A 16,571-nucleotide genomic window follows, 5' to 3' on the forward strand; every position below is an offset into this window, starting at 1 on the left:
GTAAAAAAATACTTGTATATATATCTATAGATGATATAATAAATATAGAATCTTCAGGGAAGGGTTAATATCCCAACCGGTGGTTATAGTCCACGAGCCTTTTGGCCGAATTGGTGAAATTCCAATACCGACAGTAAAGTCTGGATGGGAGAAGATGTGTTTTTAGAAATGCGCCCCGAAGACGGGGCTTTTTTAATGCCCCAAAGGAGGTATAATGAATAGAGTAAATCAAAATTCGCTTTTAAGAGCAAGAACAATGTCAAGAGTAGCAATGTTATCAGTTTTGGGATTTTTATTAATGTTTTTTGAAGTGCCATTATTATTTATTGCACCAGAATTTATAAAAATGGATTTTTCTGAAATCCCAACCCTTATTGGTGCCTTTACCATGGGCCCTATTTATGGAGTTATGGTTTCAGCTCTAAAAAATATTTTAAATGCAGTAATTAAAGGGACAACAACTGGCGGAGTTGGAGAACTTTCAAATTTTATAATCGGTTCAACCTTTGCCCTCGTCGCATCAGTAATTTATAGGAGCCACAAAACTTATAAGGGAGCAGTTATTGGACTAGGACTTGGAATTTTAGCAATGACAGGACTTTCGCTTTGCTCAAACTATTTTGTAGTTTTCCCCCTTTATGGAAAATTCTTGTCAATGGATGCAATAATTGCTATGGGCCATGCGGTGACACCAAAAATCACAGATCTTTGGTCTTTTATGGTTTATTCAATTTTACCCTTTAACTTACTTAAAGGTTTAATTACATCCTTTATAATGATGCTTGTTTATAAAAGAGTTTCATTTCTATTTAAAAATTAATAAAAAAATTAAGATGGGCTAAGGCTCATCTTTTTTTATGGATTTTTTTAGAAATATTTAATTTTTTGAAGTATTTTTAAAATATATTGCCATAAAAAAAGGCGGCTGGGCCGCCAAATTTTTATAATTATTATTCTTCATCTTTCTTTTCAGTTTCAGCAACTGTTGGAACTTCTGCAGATTCTTCTTCAGATGTTTCTTCTTCAAGTTCTTCTTCCTTAGGTTCAGATAGGGTTGCAACAACTTCATCTGCTGGAAGGGCAACTTTAATATTTTCATCCTTATAAACATCAAGATCTGCAACTGTAACTGTGTCGCCAATTTGCATATCTGTTACAAAGGCATCAGCTGTTGATGGTAAATATTTTGGAAGACAAGAAACTTCAACTTCGTTAATAACTTGGATTAAGTTAGATGGTTGAACTCTAATTTCATCTCTACCAACTAAAACAACAGGAACAATAACTGTGATTTCTTGGTTCATGTCTACTTCATATAAGTCAAAATGAAGCATAGAATTTTTGAAAGGATGCATTTGTACTTCTTTGAAAAGTGCATTTGTCTTTTCCCCGTCAACTTCAACTTCAATAATAATTGAAGAGCCTACTTCAGAATATAATTTTAAAAGCTTATTTTCTTGAGCGTAAACACTTCTGCTTTCTTTGTTCTTTCCATAAATAACTCCAGGGATAAGTCCTTCGTATCTTAGTTTGTCGACTTGATTTTTACCTTGTTCTTCTCTTAATTTTAAAGTTAATGAATTCATAAATACCTCCTACTTTATAATCCCTGAGCCAAGACAAATATCCTCGCTATAAAACACAGCAACTTGACCGGGAGTAACCCCCTTTAGGGGATTTTTTAAATTTACAATATACTTATCATTTTCGTAGATTAAATGGCAGGGTTCATCCTTTGTCCTATATCTTATTTTAACACAAAACTCTCTGGGAAGTTTTGGAGGATCATTAATCCAAAAAATATCTTCCACTTCAAAAATCTTTTTGTATAAAATTGGATTTTTTTCTCCTTGAGCAACTATAAGCTCATTTTTTTCCAAATCTTTTCCTGCAACGAAAAAGGGCTCGCCGCTTCCCACGCCACCAATTCCCATACCTCTTCTTTGACCGATGGTATAGTGAATAAGGCCTGTGTGCTTTCCTAAAACTTTTCCATGTTCGTCAACAATATTTCCGGGTTTAGTCAAAAGAAATTTATCTAAAAATTCGTTAAAATCTCTTTCTCCTATAAAGCATATGCCTGTTGAATCTTTTTTTAAAGCTGTTGACAAATTATATTCTTCGGCAATCTTTCTAACTTCTGATTTTTCTAAATCGCCAACGGGAAATAAAGTTTTAGCAAGAGCTTCTTCCTTAACCCTTGAAAGAAAATAGGATTGATCTTTATTATTGTCCTTGCCTTTTAAGAGATAAGTTCTTGAATCTATTTTTTTGGTGCGTGCATAGTGGCCCATAGCAATATAATCACAGTCAAAATTTAAAGCATATTCTAAGAAGGCCTTAAATTTTATTTCGGTATTACACATTACGTCAGGATTAGGTGTGCGGCCTTTTTTATATTCACTTAAAAAATATGAAAAGACTCTGTCCCTATACTCCTTTTCAAAATTAACTGTAAAATATTTTATATTTAACTGTGAACAGACCTTGGCCACGTCCATATAGTCATCAGCTGCTGTGCAAATTCCGTCGTCAGCCCAGTTTCGCATAAAGACAGCCACAACTTCGTAGCCTTCTTTTTGTAATAAAACTGCAGCAACAGAAGAATCCACTCCGCCACTCATACCTAGAACTACTCTCTTTTTTATAATAATCCCTCCTAAGTACAATAAATAATTATACCTTAGAAAGATTAAAAAATCTAGTCCTGGCTTTATTTTATTGGATTTTTGCAGAAATTTTTTTAAAATCCAAAAATTTTCATTTTTCTATTTACTATTAAAAATAATTATTATTATAAAATTTTAATTGATAATAATTACAAAATTAAATTAGTTATTATCTATATTCCAAATAACAGTTGATTATCAATTAATAAAATGTTAATATATAAAGAACAATTAGGAGGGATAATTATGAAAAGAAAATTAATTAATATGGGAATTGGACTTGTAACAGGTTTAGTTGCTGGAAAATTTTTAGAATCAAAATGTGCAAAAGATTTAGCAGTTAGTGCAACTGTTGGCGGCATAAAAATTAAAGAAGGTTTTGACAAAACTTTAGAAGAAATTCGTGAAAACGCAAAGGATATTTATGCAGAAGCTAAAGAAAAGAAAGAAAAATGTGACGAAGAAAATAAAAGAAAATCTTGTGAATGTAATATTGAAGATTTAGCAAAAGAAGCTGAAAAGGAAGATTTAGTAGAAGAGGATAAATAATTATGAAGGCGAGAATTGCTCATAGAATAAGGGGAAGGGCTAGATTTAAAACTCCCTATTCCTTTACAAAAAATGAATATAGGGGACTTTCCTTTAATCTTCAAAATCTTAAGGGAGTAAATTCTTGCAAGATATCTCCTCTTAGTGGAAATATTGTTCTGGAATATGATGAAAGGGAGCTTCCAAATATTTGCTCCTTTATTTTAAATTTTAATCTTAATGATTTAAAAGATTTTGAAAATGAAGACCTTTATCTTCCAGATGAAGATGGGGGAATTTTTGAAATTATTCGTGATTCCTTTTATGGAAGGCTTGCCTTTTTATTACTTCTTCCCTTGCCTCTTAGAAATTTAATAACACTTGGAAAATCCCTTAAATTTATTAAAAGGGGCCTTGCTAGTTTAATGGCAAAAGATTTAAGCGTTGAAGTTTTAGATGGAACGGCAATTGCCATATCCCTTGCCACAAATGAACTTTCAACAGCATCTTCAATAATGTTTCTCTTAAATTTAGGAGAAAAATTAGAAGACTGGACTTTGAAAAAATCTAAAAGAGATTTGGCTCACTCTTTGGAACTTAATGTTGATAAAGTTTTTGTTCTTGAGAATGGCAAGAAAATTTTAAAGGCTTTAAAGGAAGTTTGCGAGGGAGATGTTGTTGAGGTGGAAACAGGATCTGTAATCCCCGTTGATGGAGAAGTTCTTGAGGGGATTGGAATGGTTAATCAGGCCTCCTTTACAGGAGAATCTCTTGCGGTGCCAAAAAATCCAGGAAAAAGTGTTTTTGCAGGCACTGTACTTGAAGAGGGGAATCTTCACATCTTAACCAGAAAAAAATATAATGAATCGAGAATAAATCATATAATTGATTTAATTGAGGACTCGGAAAAAAATAAGGCCCTTGCCCAAAAAAAAGCTGAATCCACAGCTGATGCTCTCGTAAAATTTTCTTTTATTGGGGCTGGGCTTGCCTTTTTATTAACAGGAAGTTTTATTAGGGCTAAGGCCTTTTTAATGGTTGATTATTCCTGTGCTTTAAAACTAACTATTCCCATTGCAGTTATGAGCGGCATGAGTCAGGCGTCTGACTATGATATTTTAGTTAAGGGTGGAAAATTTATGGAAAATCTTGCAGAATCTGACACAATTGTCTTTGACAAAACTGGAACCCTAACAAAATCACAGCCAAAAGTTGAAGACATTATAACTTTTGAAGGTTTTGATAAAAATGAGGCTTTAAGAATTGCGGCCTGCCTTGAAGAACACTTCCCTCATTCAATTGCAAATGCAGTTGTGGAAGCTGCAAAGAAAAAGGGCCTTGTCCATGAAGAGATGCACACAGAGCCAAAATATATTGTTGCTCACGGAATTTCATCATCAATTGATGGAAAACCAGCCCTAATTGGGTCCTACCACTTTATTTTTGAAGATAAAAAAGTGCCTATTGATAGGGAAAAGGAAAAAATAATTAATGACCTTAAAAAAACTCATTCACTTTTATATTTGGCCATTGATTCAAAACTTATTGCAGTTATTTGCATTGATGATCCCCTAAGGGATGATGCAAAAGAAACAATTGACGAACTTAGAAATTTGGGATTTAAAAAAATTGTAATGCTGACAGGCGATGCTGAAAATTCTGCTGCTCACGTTGCAAAAGAATTAAATCTTGACTACTATAAGTCCCAAGTTTTGCCAGAAGAGAAGGCATCTTATATTATGGATTTAAAGAATAAGGGGTATAAGATTGTAATGATTGGTGACGGCATTAATGATTCAGTAGCCCTTTCAAATGCTCATGTTGGAATTTCTATGCAAAAGGGAGCAGACATCGCCAAAGAAATTTCTGACATAACAATTGGTGGAGATGATTTGAAATCTCTTGTATATTTAGTTAGAATTTCAAGGGGTCTTAAGGAAAGAATAAAGATTGATTATAGGCAAATTATTTCTTTTAATTCAGCCCTAATTCTCCTAGGATTTTTAGGAATTTTATCAAATACAAGTTCCGCCTTTCTTCACAATTCATCAACAGTTTTAAGTGCCATGAAAAATATGCAAAAATATAAAATATAAAAGCCGGAGATTTGCTCCGGCTCTTTTAATCTTTAGAATTTTCTCAAAAGATTATTTCTTAATTTAATTTTTCCCAAATGATAGGCAATTTTTGCACTAGACTTAGGATTTCTTAAAATTTTTGCCCTAAGTTTTCTGCCCTTTCTCTCATTTCCCATTTTTAATAATTTTTTTAATAAAATATATTTACCTATTTTTAAAATGATTTTATTCATTTCTTAGCCCCCTTTTTTATTTTCTTTTGCCTGTCCTTGCTGTTAATTTTTTTATGATTATTTTCTTCTTCATCATTTTGATGGTCTTTATACCAAGATTTGGTATGAATATTACAGTATTTTGTCGGGATTTCTACATAATCTTCAGGATAGATTCCATAGTGCTTATCAGGATCATATCCACCCTTTCTTTCAAATAACACATTATATTCAACAGATTCTGCTGGGCAGTATTGGGTGGATAAAAGTTTTGAATCAATGCAAATTAAATATTTTTTATAGAGATCATCATATTCAGTAGGTTCACTTCCCCTTATAAAGATTTCATCATAATTTGCGTCAGCATCCTCTGATAACTTTGTACCCAATTTTCCTGATTTTCTACAAATATTTTTTTTGACAATATAGGAAGGAATTTCTTCCTCGGCGGAAGAATCTTCTAAATCTCTTGCAATTTCATTAAAAATTTTTATAATAATATTGTCATCTGTATTTAAGGAAATTTTTGGAGAGTCGCAGCCCAACCAAGTTCCAACTAAATATTTTTTTGAAAATCCTACATACCAAAGGTCAGAAGAAAACCTATTTTTTCCAAGATAACCATAAGTTTTTCCATCTCCAATTTTTGGAGCATTATCCTTAGATGAATTTATTTTTAGAGAGTCCTCTAAAAGATAGGAAATTTTTTCGTCCATAACATTTGTCTTTTTTTCTCTATTGTCAATAATTGTTATGCCTGTGTTATCTTCAATTTTAATGATTGAAGTTAAATCAGGGGCATTTCCACCTTGGGCAAGAGAGGCATACATTCTTGAAGCTTCATTTAAACTTAGACCCTTTTCCATATTGCCAAGGGCAATTGAATCTAAATTCATATCATTTTTTTCAGAATTTTCACTGGCATTAATAAAATAATCATCATTTGGATTTTCACTTATAAGATTAAATCTCTTTAAAACATTTAAGGACCTTTCTATACCAATGTCCTTTAAAATACTTGCAGCCACAACATTTGAAGAATTTCCAATAGCATCTCTTATAGTCATAAGTCCCTTGAAAGATTTATAATAATTTTCAGGCCACATATATTCGTCAGTTGTTGTAGGAATATCATCAAAAACGCTGCCTAGGGTGTAGCCTTCTTCAAGAGCAGGAAGATAAACTGTAAAAGGTTTTAAAAGATTTCCAGGAGATCTGTGGGAGTCAGTTGCCCTATTCAAAATTTTTGCTTTTTTAGATGACACGTCAAGACCGCCAACAAGAGCTTTTACAAAGCCGCTTTCATTATCTGCAATAAGGGCAGAAGATTGGGGCTGAATATTTGCATCTTTATTTATTTCTGTGTAGGAGGGATTTATAATCAAATTTTGATTTTCATCAATCCTATAAAAATCGTCATGGTCTTTAATAAAAGATCCGTCAATAATCAAATAGTCTTTTTTAAGGTCAGCATAGGAGGAATCAATATTTAAATTTCCAATGTCATAAGTGAGTAAAAGTCCATTTTCATTAATTTCATAGAGGTCAATAAAGTCTATCTTATTTCCAATTTTTCTAAAAAATCTGCCGGAAATTTTTAGGTCGCCCTTAGATGAAATATTATAGTCATTTGGGGTCACAATGAAATTAAAGTCCTCGTCAAAATTATCATATCTTTTGAAATATAAAGTTTCATCTTTATAAGCAATTGACCCACCATCATCAAGAGAAAAGTTAAGCATTCTACTTCCCTTATCTTGAGGACCCTCTTTTATAAATTTTGTGAAATTTGCATATAGGTCTTCCAAATTATTTTGCAAATCTTCATCAATTGAAGCATAAATTTTATAACCACCTGTAAATAATTTATGTTCCCCTTCATCAAGGGATAGATTATAGTATTTTGCTAAATATTTTGAAGCTTCTGATTTAATATAGTCTGTTGAATATGTGGACATTGTGTGATGTTTTAAATCTCCAGGTTTTAAGGATTCGACAGTGTTAAAATTTAAAGAAGTCTTATATTCATTTTCATCAATTAATGAAAGCTCATACATTCTATTTAAAATAATCCTTTGCCTTTGGAAGGACTTTTCATTTAAAACAAGATACATTTCTTCGCCATTTACATTTTTATTGCCAATTATTTTGTCATCATCTTTTAAATAAGTGCTAGGAACAGTTTTGTAGGGTGGATATTCACGAGGAGATTTTGCAATCCCAGCAAGTAGGGCACACTGAGCCGTATTAAGTTCCCAAACATTTTTTGAAAAATAAGTTTGGCTAGCGGCCTGAATGCCATAAGCTCCCTGACCTAAATTTATTCTATTTAAATAGGCCTCCAAAATTTCTCCTTTAGATAAATTTTCTTCAAGCCTTAGGGCCAAATAAGCCTCTTTAATTTTTCTGGTTATAGTTTTGTCGTTTGTAAGATAAATGGAGCGAACAAGCTGCTGAGTAATTGTTGAGCCACCACGGGTGAAGGCCCCTGTTTTTATATTTGTTAAAATTGAAGATGCAATACCAATGGGATCAAGGCCGTGATGCGTATAAAATCTATGGTCTTCAATGCCAACAAAGGCCTTTTGCATATGAGTTGGAATTTTTTCAAGAGGGACATTTGTCCTATATTCTTCAGAATCGATTTTTTCCAGCAATTTTCCGTTCTCATTATATATGTAAGAAGTTTGATTATAGGTATTTGATAAATTGTCAAGAACAGTTAAGGGAGTTTTGACAATAATTGCCAAAAGAGATGAGGCGAAAAGCGACATGGAAAAAATAAATAAAATTAAAATATTAAGCAAAAAAATATGTAATTTTTGTTTTTTATTTAAATCGCTAAAAATATTTTTTAATTCATTTATATATTTCATAGTTTCACCAAATTAATTATATCATTAGCTAAGATAAAAAGATACATTTGGAAATACAGAGAGATTCATAAAATTGATATTAATAATTATAAAATATAAGGAAATTTATAACTCTGATGTTTATAAATATAAAAGTAGCTCAAAATTATAAGAGCTGTTATAAAAAATATTATTAAGTTAAGATTATCTAACTAAAACTGATTGGACTCTATCTAATATGATTGATCCATCACTTGCAGTTAATTTTGTTCTGTAAATAATCCACTTATGTTCTAAGGTTCTTTTGTTGGTAATTAATGATGTTTTATATTGTCTTCTTTCGCCTTTCTAAATTTCTAATGTACCAAAATGGGTGGAAGCTGATAAATTATTTTGAATTTGTAATGCGACGCTATTAGCTACACCTAGAGGACCCATAAGAGCAAATGCTCCAGTTAAAATTATAACTATAAGTTCTCAATTTTTGGCATCAGCTTCTGAAGTATAGACAGAGTCTTGATATTCTAAGTCATCTTCTTCTGTGTCATATACAAAAGGATTATTTCTTAAGTTATATGAAGTATTATCTCTTGGCTTTTGAAAAGCATAGACAGAACCGTTTATTAAAAATATTATTGATAGTATTATATATAGAATGTTTTATTTTTTTATATTATATCTCCTTAAAAAAATCTATTCAAAAAGAATAGCCAAAAAGACAAACTAATTATTTAGCAGTATATTTTCTATAAGGAGAAGGTAAAATAATAAGATGAATTTTGAAATAATTACTTTTGTAGTATAATTACCTTATGGAAGATTTATCAAATAAAAAATTAGAAAAAGTTATTATAGTGGGGACAAATTTAGGAAGCTATCCCTATTCTCTTGAAAGTTCTATGAAAGAATTAAGAGAACTTGTGAAAGCTGACGAGGCCCTTGTTATTGGAGAGATGACTCAAAATTTAGATAAGTTTAATCCTAAGTATTTAATTGGCGAAGGAAAGGCAAGGGAAGTTAAAGAAATGGCAAATAATATGGGAGTAGATGCCATTGTTTTTAATGACGAACTGACAGGAATTCAGCTGAGAAATTTAGAAAAACTTATTGAAAAAAAAGTTATTGACAGAACTAATTTAATTTTAGATATTTTTGCCTTGAGGGCAGAGACTTATGAGGCAAAACTTCAAGTGGAGCTTGCACAGCTTGAGTATCAGCTTCCAAGACTTTTAGGAATTAAGGGCTGGTCAAGAACGGGCGGCGGAATCGGAACAAGAGGTCCTGGCGAACAAATTATTGAAACTGACAGAAGAAGGCTTTTAAGAGAAATTAATAAGATTAAGGAAAAATTAAAAAAAGCTGGAAGGACTAGGGACACGAGAAGGGCCGAGAGGATTAATTCAAAAATCCCCATTGTTTCTCTTGTGGGCTATACAAATGCTGGCAAGTCAACAATTTTAAATAGGATTAAAGAAGATAATTCTAAAGAAGTTTTTGTAAAAGATATGCTCTTTGCAACTCTTGATCCCAATTCCAGAAGGGCTAGGCTCCCATCTGGCAGAAAATTTTTAATTTCAGATACAGTTGGATTTGTTTCAAAACTCCCAACAAAATTAATTGAGGCCTTTAAGTCAACGTTAGAAGAAATAAAATATAGCGATTTAATTCTTCATGTAATTGATATTTCAAGTGAAGATTTGGAAATTTCTTACAAGACAACTATGGAAATTTTAAAGGACCTGGGCATTAAGGATAAAAAAATCCTAACGGTCTTTAATAAAATTGATAAGATTGATATGAATATGCCCATGCCATTAAATATTAAGGGAGAAAAAGTTTATATTTCTGCCAAAAATGACAAAAATTTAGATACTCTTTTAAGGGCGATTGAAGATAATTTATTTCCGCAGAATATTGATGTAACTTTAGTTTTTCCCTATAATGATACGGAAAAAGGCTATAAATTAATTGAAAAATTTGATTTGAAACCAAATTTTATTGATGAGGGTCTTGAAATAAAAATCAATTTATCAAAAGAAGAATATAATAGATATAAGAGGTATTTGAAAAGTGTATAAGTCAGTCTTAGGAGATGGAGCTTTTGATTTTACAGAAAAGAAATCACGCTTTATTGGCTGGGGATTTTTTGTAAAAACAGAAGAGGAAGCCCTAAGGAAAATTGAAGAGATAAAAAGTGAATATAATGATGCGAATCACAATTGTTATGCTTATATTATTGGTGAAGATGCATTAATCCAAGGATATTCAGATGACGGTGAGCCCCAAGGGAGTGGAGGCATTCCAATGCTTGAAGTTTTAAAAAAAGAAGAGATGAGAAATGTCCTTGTAATAGGGACAAGATATTTTGGTGGAATACTTTTGGGCAAGGGCGGCCTTTATAGGGCCTATACAAACTGTGCCATCAAAGGTCTTGATGCTGCAAAAAGAGTTGTGAGAGAAAATTTTAACCGCACATCCCTATCCTATGACTATAATTTCCATGGCAAAATTTTAAATCTTTTAAAACAAAGAGACTATAAAATTTTAGAAGAAGAATTTACTGATACTGTTTCTATAAGCCTTTATATTAGAGAAGACGCCCCAATGATTAAAGAGCTTATAGATCTTACAAATGGCACAATTAAAATAGAAGTTAGGGGCATTGAAGAACTAGCAACTATAAATGGAAAAATTATGAGGTGAAAAAAATGGATGCGCTAGAAATGTTAAAAAACAAGAACTGGGCTGTTGTTGGAGCAAGCCCCGACAAGGAAAAATTCGGCTACAAAATTCCTAAGATTTTAAAGGAAGAGGATTATAAGGTCTATTCCATAAATCCAAAATATGACGAAATTGAAGGGGAAAAAATTTATGACTCCTTAAAAGAAGTTGAAGGAAAAATCGATGCCGTTGATATGATTGCAAACCCAAAATTTGCAGAAGGATATTTAAAAGATGCTAAAGATTTAGGTATTAAAAATATATTTTTTCAACCAGGATCCTATGATGATGAAACTGTAAAAAAGGCAAAGGAAATGGGATTTAATGTTGTATGTGACTGTGTTTATGCGAGGCTGAGTAAATAATGGACTACAAAAAATTAAAAGAAGATTTAATAACATGGCTTAGAGAATATGCCGAAAATTCTCACGCAAAGGGATTTGTTTTTGGACTTTCAGGCGGTATTGATTCAGCAGTTGTTGCAGCCGTTTCAAAAGAAATTTTTCCTGAAAATTCACTAGGGATAATTATGCCTTGTGAATCAATAGATAAGGATAAAGATGATGCTCTTAAAATTGCAAAAGCTCTTGATATAAAAACTGAAATAGTGGACTTAACAGAAACTTATAGGACCCTAATTTCTGCAAGTTTTTCATCGGAAAATAGACTTGCAAGATCAAATATAAAACCAAGACTTAGGATGACAAGCCTATATTATTATGGCGCTGATCTTGGTTATTTAGTTTTAGGGTCATCAAATGCAAGCGAATGGTATGTTGGATATTCTACAAAATATGGAGATAGCGGAGCGGATGTCTATCCAATTGTAAATATTTTAAAAACAGATATTTTTAAGCTTGCAAAAGAATTAAACCTTCCTGATTTTATAATTGAGAAAAAACCATCAGCTGGTCTTTGGGAAGGTCAAAGCGATGAAGATGAAATGGGCTTTTCCTATGAAACTTTAGATTCTTATATTAGGGGAGAAAAAGTTCCTGAAATCCCAATAAAGGAAAAAATTGATAGGATGCACAGAAATTCAAAACATAAGAGAGAAATCATACCAAGATTCGAAATAAAAAAATAATTTAAAAAAATACTTGACAAAAAAAAATAATGATATTAAAATGTTAAAAAATATAAATGCAATGACAGAGAGAAAGATATGGACTTATTTTTTAGAGAGTGGGGTAAGGTGCAAGCCCATAAATAAGAAAATATGTAATATTCACTCTTAAGCATGGCGATTGAATTAAAGTAGATTGCCACGGAAGCCCCCGTTAACTCAGGCAGGAAATTGATTGATTTCTGTGAGAATAATAAAATTATTTTATTATAAAAATTAGGTGGTACCGCGAATATCCTTCGCCCTATGTAGGGCGGAGGTTTTTTTATGCTTTAATTGCAGGGAGGAAAAAATGAAAAATGTAAAAAATTTAAAAAAACTTGGAAGAATGTCACTAGTCCTTTTAATAGCTTTATTAACTGCTTGTTCAAGCACAGACAAAAAAAGTGGGGATCAAGGAAAATCAGATGATGGAAAAGCAAAAATAGGAATTATTAAATATATGGATCAAATTTCTTTGGAAAATACAAAAGAAGGATTTATTGACGGCTTAAAGGAAGAAGGAATTGATGCAGAAATTGAAGAGGTTAATGAAAATGGAGATTCGTCTCTAACAACGACCGCTCCAAAAAAATTCTCTTCTGATGACTATGATTTAGTTTTCGCCATAGCAACGCCAGCTGCTCAAGGTGCAAAACAGGCCCTTCCCAATAAAAACATTATATTTGCAGCAGTAACAGATCCCGTTCAGTCAGGCCTTTTAAAATCTTATGATGAAAAGACAAATATTAAGGGGATTACAGATAGGGTTGACATAAAAAGTCAGCTTGCAACATTAAAGGAAATGAAAAAAGACCTTAAAAAAGTAGGAATTATTTATTCAAATTTTGAACAAAATTCATTAATTCAATTAAAGGAAGCTGAAGAAGCTGCCAAGGAATTAAATTTAGAACTTGAAACAGTTGGCATTAATAATATTAATGAAATTCCTGAAGGAATAACTTATTTGTCAGAAAAAATTGATGCTCTTTATGCTTTAACTGACAATACAGTTGCATCAGCAGCTCCAATTGTTTCTGAATTTCTAAAGAAAAATAAGGTTCTTTCTCTTTCAGCTGAAGAAGGACAAGTTATTAATGGTCTTTTAATGAGTCAAGGAGTAGATTATTACCTTCATGGCAAGCAAGCTGCAAAAATGGCTGCAAGAATTTTAAAGGGGGAAGATATAAAAAGCATTGAAGTAGAAGACAATAAGGATGCCGTTAAAAAAATTAATAAAAAAATGGCTGATGCCCTTGGAATTGATTTAAGTCGAGATGTTTACAAAGGAGCAGAGATTGTAGAAAAATAATAAAAATAAAATTTAATAAGATGCTTGACAAAACTTTGGCCGTATATTATACTAAGGCTAATTTAATAAAAGCAGTGAAAGAGAGAAAAAGGTTGGAAGAAAATTTTAAGAGAAAAGCCGGTTGGTGCAAGGCTAGGTTTTCAAATCTTAATACACTCTAAAGCTTATTTGTTGAAATTAGTAGGCAAGTACGGCCGCCACCGTTAACTTAGGCTAGAGTTTGTTAGAACTCGAAAGAGTGGTAATTTTATATTACAAATTGGGTGGTACCGCGAAGTCAAGTCTTTCGTCCCTTGTGGGATGGAAGATTTTTTTATTATATTTTGGAGGTTAGATTTTATATGAAAAAGTTAAGCAAATTATTAGTTATATTTATCTGTATTTTATTTTTATGTTCTTGCAGTGGAGATAAAAATGTGGCGGATAAGGAAAAGGGTAGCGAAGAAAAAACTCAGCAGCTCAAGGAAGATTCAAAAGATAGCCAAATAAAAATTGGCGTTATTCAGTTAAGTGAACACATTGCCCTTGAAAGATCTTTTAAGGGATTTGAAGATACAATAAAAAATGAATTTCCGGGTGCAGAAATTATTTTAAAAAATGCTTCAGGAGATGTAACTCTTGTTCCCACAATTGTGAATAATTTTAAGGATGAAAATTGCTCCTTAATTTATGCCATTGCAACGCCGGCAGCTCAAGGGGCGAAAAATATTACAAAGGATATTCCCATTGTCTTTGCAGCAGTAACTGATCCTGTAAGTTCAGGTCTTGTAGAAAATTTAGAAGAGCCTGAAGGAAATGTAACGGGAGTTAGTGATTATATTTCAGTCAAAATGCAGCTTGAAGAATTTTTAGCAGTTTTTCCGGACACTAAAAAAATTGGCATTTTATTTTCAACTAACGAAGCAAATTCGAAATTTCAAATAGAAGAAGCTGAAAAAGCTGCAGGAGATTTTGGAATTGAAGTAGTTTCTATGGGAGTAAATTCTGTAAACGATGTGTCAACAGCCATGCAATCTTTAAAGGGACAAATTGATGCCTTTTACTGCATATCTGATAATCTAGTTGCCTCATCAGCTCAGGTTATTTCAAAAATTTTAATTGATAGCAAGATTCCATCCTTTGCAGCAGAGGAAGGACCAGTTGAAAATGGCATACTTTTGTCAAACGGAGTTGATTATTTTGAACTTGGAAAAAAGGCAGGCTTTATGGCAGAAGAAATTTTAACGGGAAATCCAGTGAAGAATGTGCCAGTTTTCACAACAGGACAGTCAAGCAAGGTAGTTAATCAGAAGACGGCAGAAGGTTTAGAACTTTCAAATCTAGAAGACCTTTTAAGGGACGGAAAAATTATTAAATAACAAAAGGGAAAAGGAGAAAAGATGAGCTCAGTACTAGCAGAATCTCTTTTGACAGGACTTATATTTTCAATTCTTGCCATTGGAGTAGTAATAACTTTTAAAATTTTAGATATAGCAGATTTATCAGTGGAAGGAACTTTCCCCTTGGGGGCTTTCGTATTTGCAAAAACTTTGACATCAGGACTTAGTCCCATTCTTGCCATGGTCTTTGCCTTTATTGCGGGAGGGGCAGCAGGCTTTGTAAGCTACTTTTTAAATAAAAAATTAAAAATCGAAGCCATCCTAGCAGGAATTTTGACAATGACCATGCTCTATACAATAAATTTAAGGATAACAGGAACTTCAAATGTAACTTTTTACGAATATGACACAGTATTTTCACTTTTTGAAAATATTCCTAGGATAATAATCCTCTTAGGGATTTTGCTCCTAATTAAATTTATTATGGACTGGTTTTTAAAAACTGAAAAGGGATATTTACTTTTAGCAACGGGAGATAATGAAAGGCTTGTAAAAAGTCTTGGAAAAAATCCGGAAAAATATTATGCCTACGGTTTAATTTTATCTAATGCCTTAGTTGCACTTGCAGGCTCACTTATGGCACAGGCAACAGGCTATGCGGATATAACTATGGGCCAAACAATAATAGTTTCAGCCCTAGCATCAGTTGTAATTGGAGATTCCTTCCTAAAAAATGCCGAATTTTTAAATAGGACGACAAGGGCCATAATAGGAGCCATAGTTTATAGATTAATTTTTGGTATTGCCATATCTCAAGGTTTGCAGCCAAGCGATCTTAAACTTGTGACAGCACTTATAGTAATAATTTTTATAGTTTACAATAATTTGCAAATTGCAGGACTTGATAAGTTAAAAAATAGAAAGGAAAAATCATGCTAGAAATAAAAAATATATCAAAAACTTTTTACAAGGGAACAGAAGAAGAAAATCAAATTTTTGATAGCTTCTCCTTAAATATAGAAGAAAATACAGCAACAACAATATTAGGAGCAAATGGCTGCGGGAAATCAACTCTTTTTAATATAATTACTGGCGAAATTCAAATGGATAGCGGTGAAATTTTATTAAATGGAGAAAAATTTTCAGACTTACCAGAAGAAAAAAGAGCTCTTTACATTGGAAAGGTAAATCAAGATCCGTCAATGGGAGTATGCCCGCATTTAGATATTTTAGAAAATATGTCCATGGCCTTAAAAAAGGGTAAAAAATTCACCTTCAGAAAACTTGTAAATAAGGAAAATATTGAGCCTATTATGGAAAAGTTAAAGGAAATTGATTTGGGACTTGAAAATAAATTAAGAACCCAAGTAAAATTTTTATCAGGAGGTCAAAGACAGTCCCTTTCACTTTTAATGGCAACATTTAAAAGACCGCAAATTCTTTTGCTTGATGAGCATACTGCAGCCCTTGATCCAAAAACTTCAAAAATAGTCATGGAAAAGACAAAGTCTTTAATAAAAAAAGAAAAAATTACAACCCTAATGATCACCCACAATTTAAAAAATGCCCTTGAATATTCAGATAGAATTATTATGCTAGAAAAGGGAAAAATTGTTTTAGATATAAAACCTCAAGACATAAATGAAGAGGAACTTAGGGAAATTTATAATTCCAAAATTTCTGAAGAAGAAAAATTAAGGCTTGTTTCTTAAAGTGAAGCAGGTAAAATTATTTTTTTAAAAATCATCCATATTTTTTAAAAAACTCATTGA

Annotated in this window: 15 protein-coding genes, 1 riboswitch and 2 other annotated features; of the genes, 11 read left to right on the forward strand and 4 right to left on the reverse strand. The window is 32.0% G+C overall.

Annotated elements, in window-relative coordinates; all coding sequences use genetic code 11:
* Positions 1–45: 45 nt before the first annotated feature.
* A riboswitch (FMN riboswitch) is annotated at positions 46–160 on the forward strand.
* Between the two features lie 54 nt (positions 161–214).
* Entirely contained in the window at positions 215–820 is a 606-nt protein-coding gene (locus BQ4446_RS02570; protein ID WP_071026390.1) for an ECF transporter S component, read from the forward strand.
* 130 nt (positions 821–950) lie between these two features.
* Here BQ4446_RS02570 and BQ4446_RS02575 read toward each other — a convergent pair whose 3' ends face one another.
* Together BQ4446_RS02575 and mnmA are read right to left on the reverse strand one after the other, a co-directional pair.
* Entirely contained in the window at positions 951–1,586 is a 636-nt protein-coding gene (locus BQ4446_RS02575; protein ID WP_071026392.1) for a 50S ribosomal protein L25, read from the reverse strand.
* Positions 1,587–1,595: 9 nt separating this feature from the next.
* Positions 1,596–2,651 (reverse strand): tRNA 2-thiouridine(34) synthase MnmA, encoded by a 1,056-nt coding sequence (gene mnmA / locus BQ4446_RS02580; protein ID WP_135100602.1) that lies wholly within the window; start codon positions 2,649–2,651, stop codon positions 1,596–1,598.
* 264 nt (positions 2,652–2,915) lie between these two features.
* Here mnmA and BQ4446_RS02585 point away from each other — a divergent pair, with 264 nt between their 5' ends.
* Both BQ4446_RS02585 and BQ4446_RS02590 read left to right on the forward strand, forming a co-directional pair.
* Positions 2,916–3,218 (forward strand): DUF6110 family protein, encoded by a 303-nt coding sequence (locus tag BQ4446_RS02585; RefSeq protein ID WP_083329017.1) that lies wholly within the window; start codon positions 2,916–2,918, stop codon positions 3,216–3,218.
* A gap of 2 nt (positions 3,219–3,220) precedes the next feature.
* The gene (locus BQ4446_RS02590; RefSeq protein ID WP_071026395.1) at positions 3,221–5,293 is read left to right on the forward strand and encodes a heavy metal translocating P-type ATPase; all 2,073 of its coding nucleotides are present in this window, start codon (positions 3,221–3,223) and stop codon (positions 5,291–5,293) included.
* Positions 5,294–5,325: 32 nt separating this feature from the next.
* Here the strand turns inward: BQ4446_RS02590 and BQ4446_RS02595 are convergent, their stop codons facing one another.
* Both BQ4446_RS02595 and BQ4446_RS02600 read right to left on the reverse strand, forming a co-directional pair.
* Complete coding sequence (locus BQ4446_RS02595; RefSeq protein WP_071026397.1) at positions 5,326–5,508, reverse strand: hypothetical protein; 183 nt, start codon at positions 5,506–5,508, stop codon at positions 5,326–5,328.
* Positions 5,505–8,363 carry a transglycosylase domain-containing protein gene (locus tag BQ4446_RS02600; protein ID WP_071026400.1) on the reverse strand — a complete coding sequence of 953 codons (2,859 nt, stop codon included), beginning with the start codon at positions 8,361–8,363 and terminating at the stop codon, positions 5,505–5,507. Before BQ4446_RS02600 ends, BQ4446_RS02595 begins: the two co-directional genes overlap by 4 nt.
* A 791-nt stretch (positions 8,364–9,154) precedes the next feature.
* Between BQ4446_RS02600 and hflX the strand changes: the two genes are divergently transcribed.
* The 8 genes from hflX (at position 9,155) to BQ4446_RS02640 (ending at position 16,511) form a co-directional block, all read left to right on the forward strand.
* Complete coding sequence (gene hflX, locus BQ4446_RS02605; protein ID WP_071026402.1) at positions 9,155–10,420, forward strand: GTPase HflX; 1,266 nt, start codon at positions 9,155–9,157, stop codon at positions 10,418–10,420.
* Positions 10,413–11,045: a YigZ family protein gene (locus BQ4446_RS02610; protein WP_071026404.1), complete on the forward strand. Its 633-nt coding sequence runs from the start codon at positions 10,413–10,415 to the stop codon at positions 11,043–11,045. The genes hflX and BQ4446_RS02610 overlap by 8 nt, the downstream gene beginning before the upstream one ends.
* Positions 11,046–11,050: 5 nt before the next feature.
* Positions 11,051–11,428 carry a CoA-binding protein gene (locus tag BQ4446_RS02615; protein ID WP_071026406.1) on the forward strand — a complete coding sequence of 126 codons (378 nt, stop codon included), beginning with the start codon at positions 11,051–11,053 and terminating at the stop codon, positions 11,426–11,428.
* The gene (nadE, locus tag BQ4446_RS02620; protein WP_071026408.1) at positions 11,428–12,150 is read left to right on the forward strand and encodes an NAD(+) synthase; all 723 of its coding nucleotides are present in this window, start codon (positions 11,428–11,430) and stop codon (positions 12,148–12,150) included. Before BQ4446_RS02615 ends, nadE begins: the two co-directional genes overlap by 1 nt.
* A 52-nt stretch (positions 12,151–12,202) precedes the next feature.
* Positions 12,203–12,439 (forward strand) — a binding site (T-box leader).
* 42 nt (positions 12,440–12,481) lie between these two features.
* The gene (locus BQ4446_RS02625; RefSeq protein WP_071026409.1) at positions 12,482–13,480 is read left to right on the forward strand and encodes an ABC transporter substrate-binding protein; all 999 of its coding nucleotides are present in this window, start codon (positions 12,482–12,484) and stop codon (positions 13,478–13,480) included.
* A gap of 65 nt (positions 13,481–13,545) precedes the next feature.
* Positions 13,546–13,777 (forward strand) — a binding site (T-box leader).
* Between the two features lie 44 nt (positions 13,778–13,821).
* Positions 13,822–14,838 (forward strand): ABC transporter substrate-binding protein, encoded by a 1,017-nt coding sequence (locus tag BQ4446_RS02630; protein ID WP_071026411.1) that lies wholly within the window; start codon positions 13,822–13,824, stop codon positions 14,836–14,838.
* A 21-nt stretch (positions 14,839–14,859) separates the two neighbouring features.
* On the forward strand, positions 14,860–15,738 hold the full coding sequence (locus BQ4446_RS02635) for an ABC transporter permease (RefSeq protein WP_071026413.1): 879 nt from the start codon (positions 14,860–14,862) through the stop codon (positions 15,736–15,738).
* Positions 15,732–16,511, forward strand: coding sequence for an ABC transporter ATP-binding protein (locus BQ4446_RS02640; protein ID WP_071026415.1), 780 nt, complete (start codon positions 15,732–15,734; stop codon positions 16,509–16,511). Before BQ4446_RS02635 ends, BQ4446_RS02640 begins: the two co-directional genes overlap by 7 nt.
* Positions 16,512–16,571: the final 60 nt, after the last annotated feature.

The organism is Peptoniphilus raoultii, assembly GCF_900099555.1.
Classification (GTDB): domain Bacteria; phylum Bacillota; class Clostridia; order Tissierellales; family Peptoniphilaceae; genus Peptoniphilus_A; species Peptoniphilus_A raoultii.

Bases quoted from the DNA above. Each gene is read 5' to 3' on its own strand.
- BQ4446_RS02570 (WP_071026390.1), top strand. From the start codon at position 215: ATGAATAGAGTAAATCAAAATTCGCTTTTAAGAGCAAGAACAATGTCA.
- BQ4446_RS02575 (WP_071026392.1), bottom strand. From the start codon at position 1,586: ATGAATTCATTAACTTTAAAATTAAGAGAAGAACAAGGTAAAAATCAA.
- BQ4446_RS02585 (WP_083329017.1), top strand. From the start codon at position 2,916: ATGAAAAGAAAATTAATTAATATGGGAATTGGACTTGTAACAGGTTTA.
- BQ4446_RS02590 (WP_071026395.1), top strand. From the start codon at position 3,221: ATGAAGGCGAGAATTGCTCATAGAATAAGGGGAAGGGCTAGATTTAAA.
- BQ4446_RS02595 (WP_071026397.1), bottom strand. From the start codon at position 5,508: ATGAATAAAATCATTTTAAAAATAGGTAAATATATTTTATTAAAAAAA.
- BQ4446_RS02600 (WP_071026400.1), bottom strand. From the start codon at position 8,363: ATGAAATATATAAATGAATTAAAAAATATTTTTAGCGATTTAAATAAA.
- hflX (WP_071026402.1), top strand. From the start codon at position 9,155: ATGGAAGATTTATCAAATAAAAAATTAGAAAAAGTTATTATAGTGGGG.
- BQ4446_RS02615 (WP_071026406.1), top strand. From the start codon at position 11,051: ATGGATGCGCTAGAAATGTTAAAAAACAAGAACTGGGCTGTTGTTGGA.
- nadE (WP_071026408.1), top strand. From the start codon at position 11,428: ATGGACTACAAAAAATTAAAAGAAGATTTAATAACATGGCTTAGAGAA.
- BQ4446_RS02625 (WP_071026409.1), top strand. From the start codon at position 12,482: ATGAAAAATGTAAAAAATTTAAAAAAACTTGGAAGAATGTCACTAGTC.
- BQ4446_RS02630 (WP_071026411.1), top strand. From the start codon at position 13,822: ATGAAAAAGTTAAGCAAATTATTAGTTATATTTATCTGTATTTTATTT.
- BQ4446_RS02635 (WP_071026413.1), top strand. From the start codon at position 14,860: ATGAGCTCAGTACTAGCAGAATCTCTTTTGACAGGACTTATATTTTCA.
- BQ4446_RS02640 (WP_071026415.1), top strand. From the start codon at position 15,732: ATGCTAGAAATAAAAAATATATCAAAAACTTTTTACAAGGGAACAGAA.